Raw genomic sequence first — 18,445 nt, 5'->3', positions numbered from 1 at the left:
GCGCCGTGCGCTTCCAGCACCCCGACGGCTCGGTCGTCCACCTCGCCTACTGCACGAACGTCCACCCCGCGGAGACGCTCGACGGCGTCCTCGCGCAGCTGCGCGACTACTGTGAGCCGGTCCGGCGGCGCCTCGGCCGCGCCCGCCTGGGCATCGGCCTGTGGCTGGCCCGTGACGCGGCCCGCACCCTGGTGGCGGACGCGGGCGCCCGCCGCACCCTGCGCGAGGCCCTGGAGCGCCACGGCCTCGAAGTCGTCACGCTGAACGGGTTCCCCTACCGCGGGTTCGGCGGCGAACGCGTCAAGTACGCCGTCTACACGCCCGACTGGACCAGCCGCGAACGCCTGGACCACACCGCCGACCTGGCCGGCCTCCTCGCCGAGCTGCTGCCAGGGGACGAGCCGGAGGGCACCATCTCGACGCTGCCGCTGGCCTGGCGCACCCCGTTCACACCGCAGGACCAGGAACGGGCGCTGGCGCACCTCACCGAGCTGGCCGAACGGCTCGACGCGCTCGCGGAGCGCACCGGCCGCTCCATCAGGCTCGCCCTGGAGCCCGAGCCCGGCTGCATCGTGGAGACCACGGGGCAGGCCGCCGAGGTGCTGACGGCCCCCGGGGCGCCGCCGAGCAGCCGGGTCGGGGTCTGCCTGGACACCTGCCACCTGGCCACCGCCTTCGAGGACCCGGACCGCGCCATCGCGGGTCTGACCGCGCGCGGCGTGCCCGTCGTGAAGGCGCAGCTGTCGGCGGCCCTGCACGCCGAGCACCCGGGGGAGCCCGCGGTGCGCGCGGCGCTCGCCGACTTCGCCGAGCCCCGCTTCCTGCACCAGACGCGGGAGCGCGCGCCGGGCGGCGTCCTGGGCAACGACGACCTGGACACCGCCCTGTTCGGGCCCGAGCCGCTGCCGGGACGCGACCCCTGGCGCGTCCACCTGCACATACCGCTGCACGCCCGCCCGCACCCGCCGCTGACCTCGACGCTGCCGCACCTCACGCAGGCCCTCACCCGCCTGGTCGGCGGCGAACGGGCCCTCACCCGCCACCTGGAGGTGGAGACCTACACCTGGCAGGTGCTGCCGCCGGCCCTGCGGCCCCGCACGCCCGAGGGGCTCGCGGACGGCATCGCCGCCGAACTGTCCCTCGCCCGCGACCTGCTGACCGGACTCGGACTCAAGGAGCTGTCATGACCCGCCCGGTCGTCGTGCTGAACGTGGTCGGCCTCACCCCGGCCCTGCTCGACCATCTGCCGCGCCTCGCCGCGCTCGCCCGCGGCGGTTCGCGCGCGCCGCTCGGCACGGTGCTGCCCGCCGTGACCTGCTCCGCGCAGGCCACGTTCCTCACCGGCGCGCCGCCCGCCGAACACGGCATCGTGGGCAACGGCTGGTACTTCCGCGGCGTCGGCGACGTGCTGCTGTGGCGGCAGCACAACGCGCTCGTCGGCGGCGAGAAGATCTGGGACGCCGCGCGCCGCGTGCGGCCCGGCTACACCGTCGCGAACGTCTGCTGGTGGTACGCGATGGGCGCGGACACCGACTTCACCATCACCCCGCGGCCCATCTACTACGCCGACGGCCGCAAGGACCCCGACTGCTACACCAGGCCGCCCGAGCTGCACGACGAACTGACCAGCCGCTACGGCCCGTTCCCCCTGTTCAACTACTGGGGGCCCACCGCGTCCATCGCCTCGTCCCGCTGGATCGCCGCCGCGGCCAGGCACCTGCTGCGCACGCAGCGGCCCGACCTGACGCTGGTCTACCTGCCGCACCTGGACTACGACCTCCAGCGCTTCGGCCCCGACAGCCCGCAGGCGCGGGCCGCCGCGGGCGAGCTGGACGCCGAGATCGGGCCGCTGCTCGACGCGGCGCAGGCCGCGGACGCCACGGTCGTGGTGCTGTCCGAGTACGGCATCACGCCCGTGGACCGGCCCGTCGACATCAACCGCGCGCTGCGCCGCGCCGGGCTGCTTGAGGTGTACACGCAGGCCGGGATGGAGTACCTGGACCCGTGGGTGTCCCGCGCCTTCGCCGTCGCCGACCACCAGGTGGCGCACGTGTACGTGCGGCGCCCCGAGGACCTGGAGCGCACGCGGGAGGTGCTGGCCGGGCTGCCCGGTGTCGCCGAGGTGCTGGACGAGCCGGGCAAGAAGCGGCACGGCCTCGACCACGGGCGCGCCGGCGAACTGGTCGCGGTGGCCGATCCCGGCGCGTGGTTCACGTACTACTACTGGCTGGACGACGCGGCCGCGCCGGACTGGGCGGCCATCGTGGACATCCACCGCAAGCCGGGCTACGACCCGGCGGAGCTGTTCTTCGACCCGGCGGACCGGTTCGCCAAGGCCAGGGCCGCCGCGGCCCTGGCCCGCAAGAAGCTGGGCCTGCGCTACCGGATGAACGTGGTGCCGCTCGACCCGTCGTGCGTCCGCGGCAGCCACGGCCGCCTGCCCGAGGACGAGAAGGACCGGCCGGTCCTGCTGTGTTCCGACCCCGACGCGCTGGACGGCGGGGAGGTCGCGGCCACGGCGGTCAAGTCGTTCCTGCTCGGGCTCCAGGGCCTTCAGGAGCCCAGGTAGCGCAGCACGGCAAGGACCCGGCGGCTGTAGCCGCCGGGTCCCGGCAGCTGAAGCTTGTCGAAGATCGCGTTGACGTGTTTCTCCACCGCGCTGCGCGAGACCCACAGGTGTTCGGCGATCGTCGCGTTCGTGTGGCCCTGCGCCATCTCGTGCAGCACCTCGCGTTCGCGCGGCGTGAGGCGGGCGAGGGGATCGGTGTGCGAACTGCGCGCCAGCAGCCGCCGCACCACCTCGGGGTCGAACGCGGTACGGCCGGCCGCGACGCGCTCCAGCGCGTCGAGAAACTCGTCGATCTCCACCACGCGGTCCTTCAGCAGGTAGCCGACGCCCGCCGGCTCCCCGGTCAGCAGCTCCGTCGCGTAGCGGCCCTCGACGTACTGCGACAGCACCAGCACCCCCACCGCCGGCCACCGGCGGCGGATGTCGAGGGCCGCGCGCAGCCCTTCGTCGCTGTGCGTCGGCGGCATCCGCACGTCGATCACGGCGACGTCCGGCGGTTCGCGGTCCACCGCGGCCAGCAGCGCCGCGGCGTCGCCGACCGCCGCGGTCACCTCGTGGCCCTCCTCGGTGAGCAGCCGCACCAGGCCCTCGCGCAGCAGCGTCGAATCGTCCGCCAGGATCACGCGCACGGCAGCTCCGCGGTGATCACGGTGGGCCCGCCGGCCGGGCTGGCCACGTGCAGCCGCCCGTCGAGCGCGGCGGCGCGTCTGGCCAGCCCGAGCAGCCCGCCGCCCGCCGGGTCGGCGCCGCCCCGGCCGTCGTCCGTGACGCGCACGGTCAGCGCGGGCCCCTCGTCGGCCAGGCGGACGGCGACGGCGGCGGCGCCCGAGTGCTTCACGGCGTTGGTGACGGCCTCGGACACCACGAAGTAGGCGACGGCCGCCACCGGCCGGTCCGGCTCGGCCGCCAGCCGGTAGTCCAGGCGCACCGGCAGCGGGGAACGTTCGGCGACCGCTTCGAGGGCCGCCCGCAGCCCGGCCTCGTCCAGCACCGTCGGGTACACCCGCCAGGCCACCTCCCGCAGCTCCGCGAGCGCCTGCCGCGCCTGCTGGTGGGCCTGCGCCAGCAGCTCGCCGGTGTCGCCCCTGCGCCGGGCGCGGCCCAGCAGCATGCCGAGCGCCACCAGGCGCTGCTGCACGCCGTCGTGCAGGTCGCGTTCGATCCGGCGGCGCTCCTCGTGCACGGCGGCCACCACCCCGGCCCGGCTCTCCGCCAGTTCCTCGATGCGCCGCTCAAGCGCCTCCTGTCGGGTCGGGCCGAGGAAGCGCCGCACGAGGGCGGCCTCCAGGGCGGCGACGGCCTGCACGGCGTAGGCGGCGAGGAAGAGCAGGAACAGGCCGCCGACGCCGGAGAACACGTTGGCCCAGAAGTGGTCGGCCCAGAACCACAGCCACAGCAGCGTCGAGGCGTAGGCGGCGCCGACCAGCGCCGCGAGCAGCACGAGACCGGCCAGCAGGCCGACCGGCAGGCGCGCGGCCAGGTAGGCCAGGGCGGCGCGCGGCTCGGGCGGTGCGGTGGCTGCCGGGACGTCGCCGAGCAGGCGCGTCACCCTGGCCCGTTCCCACCCGGCCAGCCGCACCGCGGGCGGATCGCCGCGCCGCCGCGGCAGCAGCGCGGCGTACAGGACGAGGAGGTCCGGCAGCACGGTCGCGGCGCCCATGGCGAGCCCGGTGGCCATCCGCAGCCAGCGGCGCAGGGCTTTCTTCACGTCGCCGACGCTATCCGAACGGGCCGCGGGCGCGGACTGAGGTTTTCCGCAGGGTTGCCGTGAGGCATCCCCCATCGTTCCGGCGCCGGGGGACTTTGTAGCGTTCGGGGTGTGACCTCATCCTCCGTTCCCGTTCACCTGGCCGAGTCCTCCGAAGATCCCGGCGGCATCGCCGGGTGGGCCACCGACCTCATGGAAACCCTCGGCGCGCCAGGCGCCGGCGCGGCCATCGCTCTGGAGAACCTGTTCCCGCCGCTGCCCAGCGAGGTGATCCTGCCGCTGGCCGGCTTCACCGCGAGCCGCGGCGACATGAGCCTGTGGGCGGCGCTGCTGTGGACCACCATCGGGTCGGTCGTCGGCGCGATCGCGCTGTACTGGGTGGGTGCGCTGCTCGGCCGGGAGCGGCTGATCGCGATCGCGGCGAAGCTTCCGCTGGTGAAAGTGGCGGATATCGAGAAGACGGAGGCGTGGTTCGCCAAGCACGGCGCGAAAGCGGTGTTCTTCGGCCGGATGATTCCCATTTTCCGAAGTCTGATCTCGATTCCGGCGGGCGTGGAACGCATGCCGGTGAGCACGTTCCTGCTGCTCACGACGCTGGGCAGCGCCATCTGGAACACCCTCTTCGTGCTGGCCGGCTACCGCCTGGGCGAGGACTGGGAACGGGTGACGGACCTGGTCTCCGTGTACTCCAAGGTCGTGCTCGTGGTGGTCGTCCTCGCGGTGCTCGCGTTCGTCGTCTTTCGCGTCACCCGCGCCGGAGGGGGCAAGCGCCGCGCCTCCTGAACGATCCCCCGCCTGCACTGTGTGACGGTCTGTTCACCCTATGGAGTGGAATAGTCGGCCGTCGGCCATCCGGTGTCCACGGCTGTGCTCTCATGGATGCGCAGCCCGGGTGATCATCCTCAACTCCTCGGAATGCCCAGCCAGTTGTTCCTTCTGCGCGGTCCATCGGGCCGCGCCGTTCCGTGGAGTCACCCGTGCCCGCGACCCGTTGCCCCGCCCCCCGGCGTGATCCGCGCCCCCCCGGACCCCGGGGGTCGGCCCTCACCACCGTCGTCGAAGCCGCCGCGGCGGACCTCCTCGCCCGCCGCGCGCCGGAAGGCCACTGGCGCGGCGGCTGCCGCGGCCGCCTGCTCGAAGCCGCGCTCGCCGTGCGCCTGCTGCGCGACACGGGCGCCGCGCCCCACGCGCGGCGGGCCGTCGAGCGGTTCTGCGCCCGCGAGCTGGCCGCGCCGCCCGCCGCGCACACCGACCCGTTCGACCGCCTGCTCTCCCGCTACCTCGCCACCGCCGCACTCGGCCGCCCCGAGCCGCCGGGCGGCGCGGCGCGGCTGCGCGCCGCGCTGGCCGGGCACCGCGCCGTCGCGAGCCTGCGCAAGCGGGCCCTGCTCGGCGCGCTGCTGACCCTGCTGCGCCCAGGCGAGGCGTGGGACGTGCCGGACGTGCCGCCCGACCCGCTGGCGGCGGGCGGCGGCGGCTGGCTGCGGCCGACCCTGGCCGCGGTGCGGCTGCTGACCGGGCGGCACGGCCGCGGCGCGGCGCGGGCCGATCTCGCGCTGCTGCGGGAGAGCCAGTCCTGCGACGGCGGTTGGGACCAGTACGTGCTGGGCACCGTGACGATTCTGCTCGTGCTGCGCGAACGGGGCCTGGCGCCCGACATGGTGGCGCGCGGCGTCGACTTCGTGGTGGCGCAGATCAGGGCGGACGGCGGGGTGCCGTTCATCAGCAGCCAGGACGTCTGGCTGACCTGCCTGGCCTCGCTGACGCTCGCGGAGAGCGGCGTCGGCGAGGACCGGCTGGCCGCCTCGGCCGACTACCTGTGCCACGCCCAGCTGCCGGACGGCGGCTGGGGCTACGCGCCGGGCGTGACGCACGCAGACGCCGACGACACCGCCGTGGCCGTGACGTTTCTCCGGCGCTGCGCCGCGCCCCAGGCCCGGGACGCCGCCGCGGCGGGCGCCGCCTGGCTGCGCCGCGCGCAGAATGCGGATGGCGGCTTCAACACCTATACGGGCGGCTCCCGTTCGGAGGCGGAGATCACCGCCAAGGCGGTGCTCGCGCTGCTGGCCGGGCAGCCGGGCCCGGCCGAGCGCGCCGCCGCGGCCCGCGGCTGGAGCTGGCTCGCCGCGCGGCAGCGCCTCGACGGCGGCTACCCGTACGAGTGGACGCGTTCCGCGGCCTTCCCCCTGCTGCACGTGATGCGCGCCGCGCGCGCCGTCGCCGCCCACGAGCTGGGCGGCACCGGCCGCGTCGTGGCCCGCGCCGCGGCGTGCCTGCGGCAGGGCGCGGCCGGTCCGCTCGGCACCGCCTACGCCGTCGGCGCGCTGGCCGCGGCGGGCCGGGAGGCGGCGGCCCTGGCCGCGGGCGTGCGGCTGCTGACGGCGACGGGCCCCGAGGCCGCGGTGCCGCCGGACGCGCTCGGCCCGCGCCCGTTCGTCTACGACGTCCCGCTGCTGTACCCGGTCTACCGGCTCGGCGGCCTCGCCGCGGCCCGCGATCTGGCCGCGGCGTGCCACGGGCCCGCCGCGGGCAGCCCGCGGACCGGCCCGACGAACAGCCCGAGGAACAGCCCGAGGAACAGGAGGAAGCCATGTCATTCGACGATCTGAAGGCCGCTCTCGTCTCCATGGGGGTGCCCGAGGAGGAGATCACCGAGCAGGCGGGCCGGGAGGAGGCGGGTCTTGACTCACTCGGCATCGCCGAGCTGGTGCTGATCCTCAAGCAGCGGCACGGGCTGACCGTCACCGAGGAGGAGCTGCACGAGGCCAGGACCGTGGGCGACGTGCTCGGCATCATCGCCGGGCACGCCGCGGCCGGCGCGTGAGCGCGCGGGTGAGCGGGCGGGTGAGCGGGCGCGGCGCCGTGTGCGTCACCGGAGTCGGCACGGTGACGCCCGCGGGCGACGGCCGGGACGCCACGTGGAAACGCGTCTGCCAGGGCCTGCCGACCGCGGCCCTCGACGACGAGGAGCAGCCGCCGCGCCTGGCCTGCCGGGTGCCGCCGTTCGGCCCGGGGCGGCTGAACGGCCTGCTGGCGCGCAAGCCGGACCGCTGCGTGCAACTGGCGCTGCTCGCCGCCCGAGAGGCCGTGGCCGACGCCGGACTCGACCCCGGCGGCTGGGACGGCGCGCGGGTCGCGGTCGTCGCGGGGGCGGGCTGCTGCGGCGCCCAGACCTACGAGGCGCAGCACCGGGTCCTGCTGGACGCCGGGCAGCACGGCATGTCCGCGTTCTCCGTGCCCGGCGCGCTGGGCAACGCGCTCGCGGCGCAGCTGGCCATGGACCTGCACGCGACCGGTCCAGGACTGACGGTCAACACCGCGTGCGCCTCGGGCGCGACGGCGATCTGCACCGCGCTCGACCTGCTGGCCCTTGACCGGTGCGATATCGCGGTGGCGGGCGGCGCGGAGGCGCCGCTCACGCCGTTCTTCCAGGCGGGCTTCGACCGGATGCACGCCCTGTCCAGCCGGTTCGGCGATCCGGCGGGCGCGCTGCGGCCGTTCGACGCGGACCGGGACGGATTCGTGATGGGGGAGGGCGCGGGCATGCTCGTGCTGGAACGGGAGCGCGACGCCCGCGCGCGCGGCGCGCGCCCCAGGGCGCGCGTCGCGGGTCAGGGCGCCACCTCGGACGCGCACCACATCGTCAAACCGGACCCGGGCGGGCGCGGTCTCGCCGCGGCCCTGCGGCAGGCGCTGGCCGCGGCGGGCGCCGCACCGGCCGACGTGGCCCACGTCAACGCGCACGGCACGGGCACCCCGCTGGGCGACCGGGTGGAGGCCGGGGTGCTCGCCGAGGTGCTGCCGCACCGGCCGCCGGTCACCTCGACCAAGGCCGTGACGGGGCATCTGCTGGGCGCGGCGGGCGCGGTGGAGGCCGCGCTGACGGTGCTCGCGGTGGAACGGCGGCTGATCCCGCCGACCGCCAACCTGGCCGCGCCCTCGCCCGGCATCGATCTGGACCTGGTCACCACGCCGCGCCCGCGGCGGCTGCCGCTCGCCCTGTCGGTGTCCACCGGCTTCGGCGGGCACAACGTGGCCCTGGCTTTCGCGGAGGCATCATGAGCACCCCGGCCGCAACGGTCGCGCAGACCACGCTGGACCGCATCTTCATGGACTTCGCGCGCCGCGAGGGGGAACGGGACTGGCAGATCGGCGCGCTGCTGACGTTCCCGGGACCCGCTCCCACGGTGGCCGAGGTGGTGGCGCACCTCGCCGAACGCCTGCCGCACGCACCGGAGCTGACGTACCGTCCTACGGGTGCCGGGCGGCGGGCGCACTGGGCGGCCGACCCGGACTTCGACGTCGCACGCCACGTGCAGGTGTTCGACCTGCCGCCGGGCGAGGGGGCGCTCGCCGACCGGATGCTCACCGCACTGCTCGGCCGGCCGCCGGCCGCGGACCGCCCGCTGTGGGACGTGTGGGTGATCCGCGACGACCGCGGCTTCGGCCTGTGCTACCGGGCGCACCACGCGTTCCAGGACGGTCTGGCCGTGGCCCGTACCGTGGAGCTGCTCTTCGGCAGGCAGCCGAGGCCCGCGCCGACCGCGCCCGCTGACCCCCCGCCGGGGCCCGGGGCGGCCCGCCGCCTGGCCGCCCTGCGGCACGTGCTGCCGCTGCCGCGCCGCAGGGCCCGCTGGTCCGCGCTCGACCTGCCGCGTTCGGACCGGCGGGCGGCGAGCACCGCCGAGACGGAGCTGCCGCGGCTGTACGCGATCGGCCGCGCGACCGGGGCGGGCGTCACGCAGGTGTGCCTCGCGGCGGCGACGGCCGTGCTGCGGGAGGCGTACGCGGCGGACTTCCCTGGCCCCGAGGACGGGGTGTACGCGTCGCTCGGGATCACCGCGCGCCGGCCGGCCGAGCCGTTCCCGCGCCTGGGGAACCGGGCCGCGGGCGCGACGCTGCCGCTGCCCTGCGGCGAGCCCTCGGCGGCGCGGCGGCTGCAACTGGTCGCGCGGGACACGGCGTTCGCGCGGCTGGCGGAGATGGCGCAGGAGGACGGGGCGCTGCTGCGGCTGCCGCACCGGCTGGCGCAGCGCGGCATGGACCGCTGGCTGGACGCGCGGTTCGTGCCGCTGGCGGTGGCGGACGTGCGCACCCGCGGGCCGCTCGCGTTCCGCGGCACCCCGGCGGCGGCGCTGCACCCGCTGCCGATCGGCTCGCCGCGCACCCGGCTGTTCATCGCGTGGACGGCGTACCGCGGCCGGCTGCACGTGACGTTCCTCGGCGACGCGGCGCTGCCGGGCCTGGCGGACCTGCCGGACCGCTGGCACCGGGCCGTCGACGCACTGGCACGCGCCGTTCCGTGACGAGCCGTTCTGGGCACGCGGGGGCGGCTGGCATAGTTGCCCTGTGGGGGACAGCAATTGGTGGATCGGCCTCATCACCGGCGCGACGGCGGTGGTCGCGAGCTGGGTCGCCGGCCGGGGCGCCACCAGGTCCGCGCGAGTGCAGGCCGAGGTCACCGCGCACGCGGCCCAGGTCGCGGAGGCGCGCAGCCGGCGGCGCGACGCCTACCGGGAGATGAGCGCGGCCGCGCACGGGCTGTCGGAGGTCTTCTGGCGCATCGAGGAGGCGGACGCCGTCCCGCCCGGCGAGCCGCGGGCCGCCGTACTCGCGCAGTTGCGCACCGACGGCCGCGCGGCGCTCAACGAGGTGACCAGAGCCAGCCGGGAGGTCGTGCTCGAAGGGCCGGCGCCGGTCGCCGGGGCCGCGCAGACGCTGCGCCTCCGGGCGATCACGACGAGCCGCCTGCTCACCCGGCTCGCGACGGGCGACGAGGATGCGGAGCGCGCCCGGTTCGACGCCGCGTACCGGGACTTCCGCGAGGAGCACCTGACCTTCCTCGAACTGGCCAGGGCGGCGCTCGACGTCGGGTGAGGGCATCCGGGCGGCCGGGCTCACCCGGTCGGCCGCTGTCACCGCGTGGGAGGACTCGGCAGGCCGGGAACGGGGGAGCGACAGTCATGGCAGACCGTTTCCCGGTGCGAAAGGCGTTCCCGATGACCCTGACCCTGTCCCACGGCCCCCTGTCCGCGGCGCCGCCGCCGACCGTCAACTACCGGCTGACCGGCCCGGCCCACCGGCTGTTCTGGCACCCGTTCCCGCGGCGCGTCCGCGCGCTCGTCGGCGGCGAGACGGTGCTGGACACGCGCAACGGGCGGCTGCTGCACGAAACCGGCCTGCTGCCGCAGCTGTACGTCCCGGCGGACGACGTCAGGACCCACCTGCTCCGGCCGAGCGACCACACGACCGAATGCCCGTTCAAGGGCCAGGCCGCGTACTGGTCGGTCGACGCGGGCGGGCGGCGGGTGCCGAACGGTGTGTGGGCCTACCCGGAGCCCATCGCGGGCGCCGAGTGGCTGGCCGGCTGGTACGCGCTGTACTGGGCCGCCGCCGACGCGTGGTTCGACGAGGAGGAAGAGGTCCACGGCCACCTGCGCGACCCGTACCACCGCGTCGACGCGCGGCGCAGCGGCAGCACCGTGCGGGTGCTGCTGGACGGCACGACGCTGGCCGAGACGGCGCGGCCGGTGCTGCTGTCGGAGACCGGCCTGCCCAACCGCTGGTACGTCCCGCCGGAGGACGTGCGCCGCGACCTGCTGGCGGAGAGCGCCACCCGCACGGTCTGCCCGTACAAGGGCACCGCGCACTACTGGTCGTTCACCGGCGGCGGCGAGCCGGTCGCGGACGTGGCGTGGTCGTACCCGGAGCCCCTGGAGGAGGCCACCCGCGCGGGCGGGTTCCTGTGCTTCGACCACGAACGGATCACCACCGAGGTCGGGTAGCCGCGGCGGCGGCTGCGTATCCTGTCCCGGCACGCGCGCCGGGCCGGGCCCGGGGGGACGGGCGGGGGAGGGAGCGCGAGGTGTCCGCTGACGAGGACCCGGTGCGGGCCCGTTACCTGGCCGGCTGGGCGGCCATCCTGGCCGAGGTCTCGCGGACCGGCCGCCGCCTCGACCGCGACGAGATCCGCGGCCGCCGCGAGCTGGGGGAGCGGGCCGCGCGCGAGGGGATCGGCCTGCGGGAGCTGGTCCGCGGCCATCTGGCCGCCACGCGGGCCGCGTTCCGCGACCTGCCGGGCGTGGCCGCCGCGCCGGGGGCGCGGCAGGTCCGCTCCGCCGCGGAGAGCGTGCTCGCCGCGGCGGAGCAGGCGGTCGACGCGCTGGCCGAGGGGTACGGGCGGGCCCAGCTGCTCGCGGTGCGGCGCGACGAGGCGGCCAGGCGCGAGTTCATCGACGACCTGTTGCACGGCCGCGGCGACCCGGGCGACCTGTCGGCCCGCGCGCTGCGCTTCGGCCTGCACCTGGCGCACAGTCATTCGGTGGCGGTGGCCTGCGGCCCGCAGCCGTACGACGACACGCACGCGGTGACACGGCGGGCGGCGGACATGCTGGAAGGGCGGTTCGGGGGGCAGCTGATCCTGCTGGCCACGAAGGACGGGCGGCTGGTGTGCATCGCGCCGGGCAGCAGGCCGGAGATCGGCGAATACTTCGCCACGACGGCCAGGGCATCGGACGGCACTCCCGAACAGTGGCGGGTCGCGCTCGGCCGCCCGCGCTCCGGGCCCGGCGGGATCGTCGAATCCTACGAGGAGGCGCGCGCCGCGCTCGAACTCGCCGCGCGCATGCGGCTGTCCACGCCGGTGCTGCGCGCGGCCGAGCTGCTGGTGTTCCCGGTACTGACCCGCGACCGGCAGGCCATGGCGGACCTGGTGCGTTCCGTGCTCGGCCCGCTCGCCGGGGCGCGTGGCGGCGCCGCGCCGCTGGTGGACACGCTGGACGCGTACTTCGACGCCGGCTGCGTCGCGGCGGAGGCGGCGCGCCGCATGTCGCTGAGCGTGCGGGCGCTGACCTACCGGCTGGCCCGCATTCACCGCCTGACCGGCGCGGACCCGGCCGACCCCCTCCAGCGCTACACCTTGCAGACGGCGGTGATCGGCGCCCGCCTGCTCGGCTGGCCCGAGCAGGAGATCTGAACGGTCCCTGCCCGGCCGCCGGGGCTCAGTTCGCGGCGAGCCAGTGGTCGAGGGTGGTCATGAAGGCGTCGAAGTCGTCGCGGTGCATCGTGTGGCCGGTGCCGGGCAGGGTGGCGGTGGTGAAGCCGCGTTTCCGCAGCCGGGCCGCGTGGTCGGGGGTGACCAGGCCGCCGTCGCCCGGTACCTGTACCAGGGACGGGACGCGGGGGGCGTCCGGGGTGAAGTCCTCGTGCGCCAGCCGGCTCAGGCCGAACGCGGTGCGCGAGTCCCACCGGGCGAGCGTCGCCACCTCGGTGTCGACATCGGCGGCCTCCCACCGCGGGTTCCCCGCGGCGATGGCCTCGCGCGTGGCGTCCTTGGCGGAGATCAGCGCCACCGGGTCGTGGCGGCGGCCGTCGAAGAGACGCCAGGCCGGGTCGGCGTACACGGCGCGGGCCGGGCGCAGCCGTTCCGCGGCCAGGGCCAGGGCGAGACCGCCGAGCGAGTGCCCGAGGGCGAGGGCGGCCCCGGTGGGCAGGGTTTCGGCGAGGTCGTCGGCGAAGTCCGCCGGGGCGTAACGGCCGCGCCCGCTGAGCCCGTGGCCGCGCAGGTCGACGGCGATGGTGCGGAAGCCGCGGTCCGCGAGCGCCGGGCCGACCCGCCGCCAGGTGCGGTGGTCGGCCATGATGCCGTGGACGAGGAGCGCCACCCGGTCGCCCTCGCCCCACGTGCGGGTATGCAACTGCACGGTCGTCTCCGTCCTTTCGCGAGCGGCGGCGGCAGGAGTGCGGGGATGCCGGGACCGGGAAGCCGGTCCACCGCGCTCGTCCCCCGTGGCCGCCCCCTCGCTGGTGATGACATGTTCCCATCCGGAACGGGGCTCCCGCATTGCCGGATTCCGGCAGTCTTAACGCGTTCTTGATGCCTGCCTCGGGCGAATCACCCGCTCCGCGTCAACTCCCGTTCGGCCACTGCCCGGAAGCTGCGCGGCGGGCGGCCGGTGAGGCGCCGGACGGTGTCGGTGGTGCGGTCCTCGGCCCCGCCGGCGATGGCCAGGTCCAGGTCGGCCAGCAGCGCGGCGAAGTCCCGCGGCATGGTTGCCGCGAGGCGGTCGCGCAGCTGTCCGGCGGGGAGGTGGCGGTGGGCCACGGGCCGGCCGGTGACCTCCGTGACGATCGTGGCGACATCGTCGTGACTGAGCGCCTCCGGGCCGGTCAGGACCAGATCGGTGCGGGGCGCGCGGTCGTCGGTCAGGGCGTGCACGGCGACGGCGGCGATGTCGTCGGCGTCGACGAAGCCGACGCGGCCGGTCCCGGTCGCGGTCAGGATGACGCCGTCGTCCCTGATGCTGTGGGCGTGGGGGTGCGTGCCGGTGAAGTTCTGCATGAACCAGGAGGGCCGCAGTACCGCCCACGCGTCGAACAGGCCGGGCAGGGCGCGGTGCACCGCGCCCACCGCCGGGCCCCCTTCCGGTACGGCCGAGGAGCTGAGCAGCACCGCGCGGTGCACGCCGGTGTCGCGGGCCTGTCGGAGGAAGGGCAGCATGACGGCGGCCGGGTCCGAGTCGCCCGGCGGCGGGACGAGGTAGACGCGGTCGGTCCCGGCGATGGCCTCGCCGAAGGTGGCGGGGTCGTACCAGTCGAAGCGGACCGCTTCCGCGCCGGGGACCGGGGCGGCGCGGCGTCCTGCGGCCCTGACGCGGTGGCCGGCCGCGACCAGCCGCGCGGTGGTGCGGCTGCCGGTGGTGCCGTTGGCGCCGATGACCAGGGTGGTGCCGGCGGCGGTCATCGGCCGCTCCTGGTGAAGTCGGCGCCCGGCTCCTGGGCGACGAGGGGGTTCCAGTAGTCGCGGCAGGAGGTGATGAGCCCGTCCCGAACGGCCACGACCGCGATGTAGTTCGCGTCGAAGGGGCTGTCGGTCTCCACCAGGCGGCCCACGCCGCGCATCTCGACGACGATGGTCCCGGGTTCGGCGGTCCGGTGGACCCGCACGTCCGTGAACTCGTGCAGGTCGATGTGGTCGGGGTAGTGGCGCATGTAGGCGGCGATGGCTTTCTTGCCCGCCAGCCGCCGGGGCCAGTCCCGGGGCGCGAAGGGGAACTCCAGGACGCCGTCGTCGGCCCACAGGCCGACCCAGGCGGGTATGTCCTTGGCCAGCAGGAGTCGCAGGCTGTGGTGATAGAGGTCCGCCGGTGAGGTGGTTTCGGGCATGAGCTTCTCCGTCCCGTAAGATGTGGACCCGAGGTCCGCTTTTCGGAACGATACGGACCGCGGGTCCGCATTGCAAGTGGAGGAGGCGCGCATGACCGAGCGCAAACCACGCAAGGACGCCGTCCGCAACCGGGCGGCCACCCTCGCGGCCGCCGACGCGCTCTTCGCCGGCTGCCGGAGCCCGGAGGAGGTCACCATGGCCGATATCGCGGCCGCGGCCGGCGTCGGCAAGGGAACGCTCTTCCGCGCCTTCGGTGACCGCACCGGGCTGATCCGCGCGCTGCACGAAGCGCGGCTCGAACCGATCAGGAAAGCCGTCGAAGCGGGGCCACCGCCGCTCGGGCCCGCCACCCCACCGCTCCAGCGCGTACCCGCCCTGCTCGACGCCGTACTGACCTTCAAGCTCGACAACCGCCACCTCGCGCTGGCCCTGGAGGGGACCGGCGACGACAGCCCCTACCGGGCGGAGCACTACGAGCGATGGCACGCCCTGCTCCGGGACCTGCTGGCGCGGATTCCCGGCCTCACCGGCAGTGACTTCACCGCCCACGCGCTGCTCGCCGCCACCCGCGCCGATCTCGTCGAACACCTGGCCGGGCACAAGGGCGTGCCGCGCGAAGACCTGCGGCGGCAGCTGGCCGGCTTCACCGCGACCGTCCTGGCCGCGGCACAAGGCCAGACCGCAGGAGGCTGACGGGCCGGGCCGCCCACGCCGGGCGAGCCGGGCCGACCCGGGAGCCACCACCGGCCGGGGGGCCGGTCCAGCCCGCCCGCCGGCCGGGCCCGGCGCGTTCCCGGCCCGGTGGATCAGGTGGCGGTCAGTGGTCGGGGCGGGCCCGTTCGGCAGCCGGTCCTGCGTGCCGTGCCTGCGGTCTCAGGCCCGGTGGGCCAGGCGGTGTGGCGGGGGCGTGCGGCGGCGCCGCGGTCACCCGCGGGAGCGGCGCGCCGTCCAGATCTCCTCGCTCGGCCATCGGTGTGCCCAGTCCGCGGAGACCTCCCCGTACTCGCGGTCCGCGGGACGCGGGGCCTGTATCTCGATCAGGTCCTCGACCACGAATCCGGCGGCGCGCAGCAGCCGGATCATCTCGCCGTGCGGCAGGACGAACTCCACCCGCTGCCCCCAGTCCAGCCGGCCGAGGCCGAACTGGTCGCGCACCAGCGCCGCGGACGCCTGCCCCTCGGGCGGCGCGCACAGCGCGAACAGCGGCGAGTAGCGCATGAACACCAGCCGCCCCCCGGGCACGAGCAGCCGCGCGGCCTCGGGAATCCACCGGTGGGGATCGCACCACAGCGACGCGCCGAACTCGCTGATGGCCAGGTCGAACGACCCGTCCTCGTACGGGACCTGCTCCGCGTTCCCCAGGACGAGCGGGAAATCGAGGCCGAACTCGCCCTGCATCGCGCGGGCGGTGGCGAGCTGCCGCTCCGACAGGTCGATGCCGACGGGGCGGGCGCCCGCCCGCGCGAGCCACGCGGAGACGTAGGCGGTCCCGCAGCCCAGCTCGATCGCCCGGACTCCCGCCAGGTCCTCGGGCAGCACCCGGACCCGCGACTCCGGGGTGGCCCACAGTCCCCAGCGCGGCTCCGGCCGCGACCACTGGGCGCGGGCGAGCGGCCCGTGCGCCGCGTTCCCCTGGCCGTCCCAGTAGCGCCGGTTCCGTTCGAGGTGCGCGTCGGGGGCTTCCGTTCCGGCTCCTGTCATGCCCCGCATTCGACCGGAGCCACGCCCTGGGCCGCAACGCAATAACCGGCCCGTGTTATGCATGTCCCATGAGCCTGACCGTCAGGGGGATTTCCTACGTCACCGGCGAGACGGATGACGAGGCGCTGGCCCGCGACCTGCGCGCGATCCGGGCGGACTTGCACTGCACGGCCGTGCAACTGATCGGCACCGACATCGAGTCGCAGCTCCGGGCGGCCCGTGCCGCCCTGGACGAGGGACTCGACGTCTACGTGCGGCCGTACCTGGCCGACCGGCCGCGCGCCGAACTGCTGGCCCACCTGGCGGAGATGGCCGCCGGCGCCGAGGAGCTGCGCGCGCGGTACCCGGGCCGGGTGACGCTGCTGGTCGGCAGCGAGTTCTCGCTGACGCAGGGCGGCATGCTGCCGGGCCCCAAGGTCTTCGTCCGGCTGCAATTCCTGCTGCGCTGGCGGCGGTTGTTCGACCGCCGCATCACCCGCAAGCTGCGCCGCCTGCTCGCCGAGACCCTGGCGACCGCCCGCGGCGCCTTCCACGGCCCGGTCACCTACGCCGCCGGTTACTGGGAGCAGGTCGACTGGTCGGACTTCGACATCGTCGGCGTCAACCTCTACCGGTTCGGCGACGACCCGGCGGCCTACGAGCGGGGTCTCGATGCCCTGCTCGGGCAGGCGGAGGCGGCGGGGAAGCCCGTGGTCATCACGGAGTTCGGCTGCGGCGCCTTCCGAGGTGCGGAACGGCGGGGGCCCGGCTCGTTCCGCATCGTGCGGTGGTTCGCCGAGCCGCCCCGCATCAAGCCGGGGCACGAGCGGGACGAGGGCACCCAGGCGGCCTACCTCGGGGAGCTGATCGGTCTTTACGCGGCCCGCGACGTGCACGGCTGCTTCGCGTACACCTTCGCCATGCGGGACTTCCCGCACCACGACGACGACCCGTCCCTGGACCTGGACATGGCCGGCTTCGGGGTGGTGAAGGTGCCCCACGACGACCTGTCGGCGTGGCGGCCGAAGGAGGCGTTCGCCGAGGTGGCCCGCCGGTACGCGTGAGGGCGCGTTCCGTCGCGTTCCGTCCCGTCGCGTCCCGTCGCCGGGCTCAGGCGGCCCTGGTCATCTCGGGCTTCAGCAGCACCTTCGTCCAGCCGTCCACGCGCTTGTCGAAGCGGTCGTACGCCTCGGGGGCCTCTTCGAGGGGGAGGCGGTGGGAGACGACGAAGCCGGGCTGGGCGCGGCCGGCGATGATCAGGTCGCGCAGGTAGCGGTTGTACGCCTTGACGTTGGCCTGGCCGGTGCCCATGCGCTGGCCCTTCTCGAAGAACCGGCCCATTTTGAACAGCAGTTCGCCTTGCCGCGCGGCCTCGCTCGGACCGCCGGGGTCGCCCGGCACGTAGAGGCCGACGACGCCGAGCGCGCCGGTGGGGCGGACTGATTCGACGAGCGAGTTGAGCACGATGGCGGGCTGCTCGTCGCCCTCCTTGACGGTGGCCTGGTAGCCGACGGCGTCGATGCCCTTGTCGGCGCCCTCGCCGCCGGTGAGGTCCTTGATCTGCTCGGCCGCGTCGCCCTTGGAGTAGTCGATCGGCGTGGCACCGATACGTGTCGCGAGCTGGAGCCGGTCGGGCTGGCGGTCGACGACGAAGACGCGTGCGGCGCCCCTGATGAACGCGGAGTAGGCGGCCATCAGTCCGACGGGCCCGGCGCCGAAGACGCACACGCTCTCGCCGGGGCCGACGCCGGCCAGCTCGGTGGCGTGGTACCCGGTGGGGAAGATGTCGGCGAGCAGCGCGAAGTCGTCCTCGTGCTCCTCGCCCTTGGGCAGCTGGAGACAGTTGAAGTCGGCGAACGGCACTCGCAGGTACTCGGCCTGCCCGCCGCGGTAGGGGCCCATGGAGACGTAGCCGTAGGCGCCGCCGGCGAAGCCGTGGTTGACGGTGAGGCAGAAGCCGGTGCGGCCGGCCAGGCAGTTCTTGCAGAAGCCGCAGGCCACGTTGAACGGCATGACGACCCGGTCGCCGGGCTTGACGCTCGCGACGCCGCGGCCGGTCTCCTCGACGATGCCCATGTTCTCGTGGCCGAAGACGATGCCGGGCTCGGCGCCGGTCCTCCCCTCGTACATGTGCAGGTCCGAGCCGCAGATGGCCGAGGTGGTGATCCGCACGACGACATCCGTGGGGTCCTCGATGCGGGGATCGGACACGTCCTGCACCGCCACCGAGTAGGGCTCCTGGTAAACGACCGCCCGCATGGCTGCCTCCCGTGCTGTCGTCCTGGTATCGCCGGATTGCCGAGAAATGGCTGCTTCAGCCCAC

The 18,445-nt window shown here is 75.3% G+C and carries 19 protein-coding genes; 12 read left to right on the top strand and 7 right to left on the bottom strand.

Annotated elements, in window-relative coordinates; genetic code table 11:
- Positions 1 to 5: 5 nt before the first annotated feature.
- Complete coding sequence (gene eboE, locus RM779_RS02635; protein ID WP_311615325.1) at positions 6 to 1,187, top strand: metabolite traffic protein EboE; 1,182 nt, start codon at positions 6 to 8, stop codon at positions 1,185 to 1,187.
- Positions 1,184 to 2,569 carry an alkaline phosphatase family protein gene (locus RM779_RS02630; RefSeq protein WP_311615324.1) on the top strand — a complete coding sequence of 462 codons (1,386 nt, stop codon included), beginning with the start codon at positions 1,184 to 1,186 and terminating at the stop codon, positions 2,567 to 2,569. The genes eboE and RM779_RS02630 overlap by 4 nt, the downstream gene beginning before the upstream one ends.
- On the opposite strand, the gene RM779_RS02625 is transcribed toward RM779_RS02630, so the two are convergent.
- Positions 2,554 to 3,198 (bottom strand): response regulator transcription factor, encoded by a 645-nt coding sequence (locus tag RM779_RS02625; protein WP_311615321.1) that lies wholly within the window; start codon positions 3,196 to 3,198, stop codon positions 2,554 to 2,556. The genes RM779_RS02630 and RM779_RS02625 overlap by 16 nt on opposite strands.
- A complete protein-coding gene (locus RM779_RS02620) occupies positions 3,189 to 4,277 on the bottom strand; it encodes a sensor histidine kinase (protein ID WP_311615319.1) in 1,089 nt (362 codons plus the stop codon). The genes RM779_RS02625 and RM779_RS02620 overlap by 10 nt, the downstream gene beginning before the upstream one ends.
- 192 nt (positions 4,278 to 4,469) lie before the next feature.
- On the opposite strand from RM779_RS02620, the gene RM779_RS02615 reads away from it, so the two are divergent.
- The 8 genes from RM779_RS02615 to RM779_RS02580 all read left to right on the top strand — a co-directional run bounded on the left by RM779_RS02615 (position 4,470) and on the right by RM779_RS02580 (position 12,252).
- Positions 4,470 to 5,060, top strand: coding sequence for a DedA family protein (locus RM779_RS02615; protein WP_311615474.1), 591 nt, complete (start codon positions 4,470 to 4,472; stop codon positions 5,058 to 5,060).
- Positions 5,061 to 5,254: 194 nt separating this feature from the next.
- Positions 5,255 to 6,886 (top strand): hypothetical protein, encoded by a 1,632-nt coding sequence (locus RM779_RS02610; protein ID WP_311615316.1) that lies wholly within the window; start codon positions 5,255 to 5,257, stop codon positions 6,884 to 6,886.
- Entirely contained in the window at positions 6,868 to 7,101 is a 234-nt protein-coding gene (locus RM779_RS02605) for an acyl carrier protein (RefSeq protein WP_311615314.1), read from the top strand. Before RM779_RS02610 ends, RM779_RS02605 begins: the two co-directional genes overlap by 19 nt.
- A gap of 20 nt (positions 7,102 to 7,121) precedes the next feature.
- Positions 7,122 to 8,339 (top strand): beta-ketoacyl-[acyl-carrier-protein] synthase family protein, encoded by a 1,218-nt coding sequence (locus RM779_RS02600; RefSeq protein WP_311615312.1) that lies wholly within the window; start codon positions 7,122 to 7,124, stop codon positions 8,337 to 8,339.
- A complete protein-coding gene (locus tag RM779_RS02595) occupies positions 8,336 to 9,583 on the top strand; it encodes a wax ester/triacylglycerol synthase domain-containing protein (protein ID WP_311615310.1) in 1,248 nt (415 codons plus the stop codon). Before RM779_RS02600 ends, RM779_RS02595 begins: the two co-directional genes overlap by 4 nt.
- A gap of 43 nt (positions 9,584 to 9,626) precedes the next feature.
- Positions 9,627 to 10,154, top strand: coding sequence for a hypothetical protein (locus RM779_RS02590; RefSeq protein ID WP_311615309.1), 528 nt, complete (start codon positions 9,627 to 9,629; stop codon positions 10,152 to 10,154).
- Positions 10,155 to 10,240: 86 nt separating this feature from the next.
- Positions 10,241 to 11,062, top strand: a complete 822-nt coding sequence (locus RM779_RS02585; RefSeq protein WP_311615308.1) for a DUF427 domain-containing protein — start codon at positions 10,241 to 10,243, stop codon at positions 11,060 to 11,062.
- Positions 11,063 to 11,142: 80 nt separating this feature from the next.
- The gene (locus RM779_RS02580) at positions 11,143 to 12,252 is read left to right on the top strand and encodes a PucR family transcriptional regulator (protein WP_311615306.1); all 1,110 of its coding nucleotides are present in this window, start codon (positions 11,143 to 11,145) and stop codon (positions 12,250 to 12,252) included.
- 25 nt (positions 12,253 to 12,277) lie between these two features.
- Here the strand turns inward: RM779_RS02580 and RM779_RS02575 are convergent, their stop codons facing one another.
- From RM779_RS02575 to RM779_RS02565, 3 genes are all read right to left on the bottom strand, one after another.
- The gene (locus RM779_RS02575; protein ID WP_311615304.1) at positions 12,278 to 12,979 is read right to left on the bottom strand and encodes an alpha/beta fold hydrolase; all 702 of its coding nucleotides are present in this window, start codon (positions 12,977 to 12,979) and stop codon (positions 12,278 to 12,280) included.
- Between the two features lie 191 nt (positions 12,980 to 13,170).
- Entirely contained in the window at positions 13,171 to 14,019 is an 849-nt protein-coding gene (locus tag RM779_RS02570) for an NmrA family NAD(P)-binding protein (protein WP_311615302.1), read from the bottom strand.
- A complete protein-coding gene (locus RM779_RS02565; RefSeq protein ID WP_311615300.1) occupies positions 14,016 to 14,441 on the bottom strand; it encodes a nuclear transport factor 2 family protein in 426 nt (141 codons plus the stop codon). Before RM779_RS02565 ends, RM779_RS02570 begins: the two co-directional genes overlap by 4 nt.
- Before the next feature lie 91 nt (positions 14,442 to 14,532).
- Between RM779_RS02565 and RM779_RS02560 the strand changes: the two genes are divergently transcribed.
- The gene (locus RM779_RS02560) at positions 14,533 to 15,135 is read left to right on the top strand and encodes a TetR/AcrR family transcriptional regulator (RefSeq protein WP_311615298.1); all 603 of its coding nucleotides are present in this window, start codon (positions 14,533 to 14,535) and stop codon (positions 15,133 to 15,135) included.
- Positions 15,136 to 15,366: 231 nt separating this feature from the next.
- Here the strand turns inward: RM779_RS02560 and RM779_RS02555 are convergent, their stop codons facing one another.
- Positions 15,367 to 16,143 (bottom strand): class I SAM-dependent methyltransferase, encoded by a 777-nt coding sequence (locus tag RM779_RS02555; RefSeq protein ID WP_311615296.1) that lies wholly within the window; start codon positions 16,141 to 16,143, stop codon positions 15,367 to 15,369.
- A gap of 68 nt (positions 16,144 to 16,211) precedes the next feature.
- Here RM779_RS02555 and RM779_RS02550 point away from each other — a divergent pair, with 68 nt between their 5' ends.
- Entirely contained in the window at positions 16,212 to 17,186 is a 975-nt protein-coding gene (locus RM779_RS02550; protein ID WP_311615294.1) for a hypothetical protein, read from the top strand.
- Positions 17,187 to 17,232: 46 nt separating this feature from the next.
- Here RM779_RS02550 and RM779_RS02545 read toward each other — a convergent pair whose 3' ends face one another.
- A complete protein-coding gene (locus tag RM779_RS02545; RefSeq protein ID WP_311615292.1) occupies positions 17,233 to 18,381 on the bottom strand; it encodes a glutathione-independent formaldehyde dehydrogenase in 1,149 nt (382 codons plus the stop codon).
- Positions 18,382 to 18,445: the final 64 nt, after the last annotated feature.

This window comes from Streptomyces johnsoniae (genome assembly GCF_031845565.1).
Lineage (GTDB): Bacteria > Actinomycetota > Actinomycetes > Streptomycetales > Streptomycetaceae > Streptomyces > Streptomyces johnsoniae.
The sequence above is the reverse complement of the archived record's forward strand: the minus strand, read 5'-3'. Positions and strand labels throughout refer to the sequence as shown.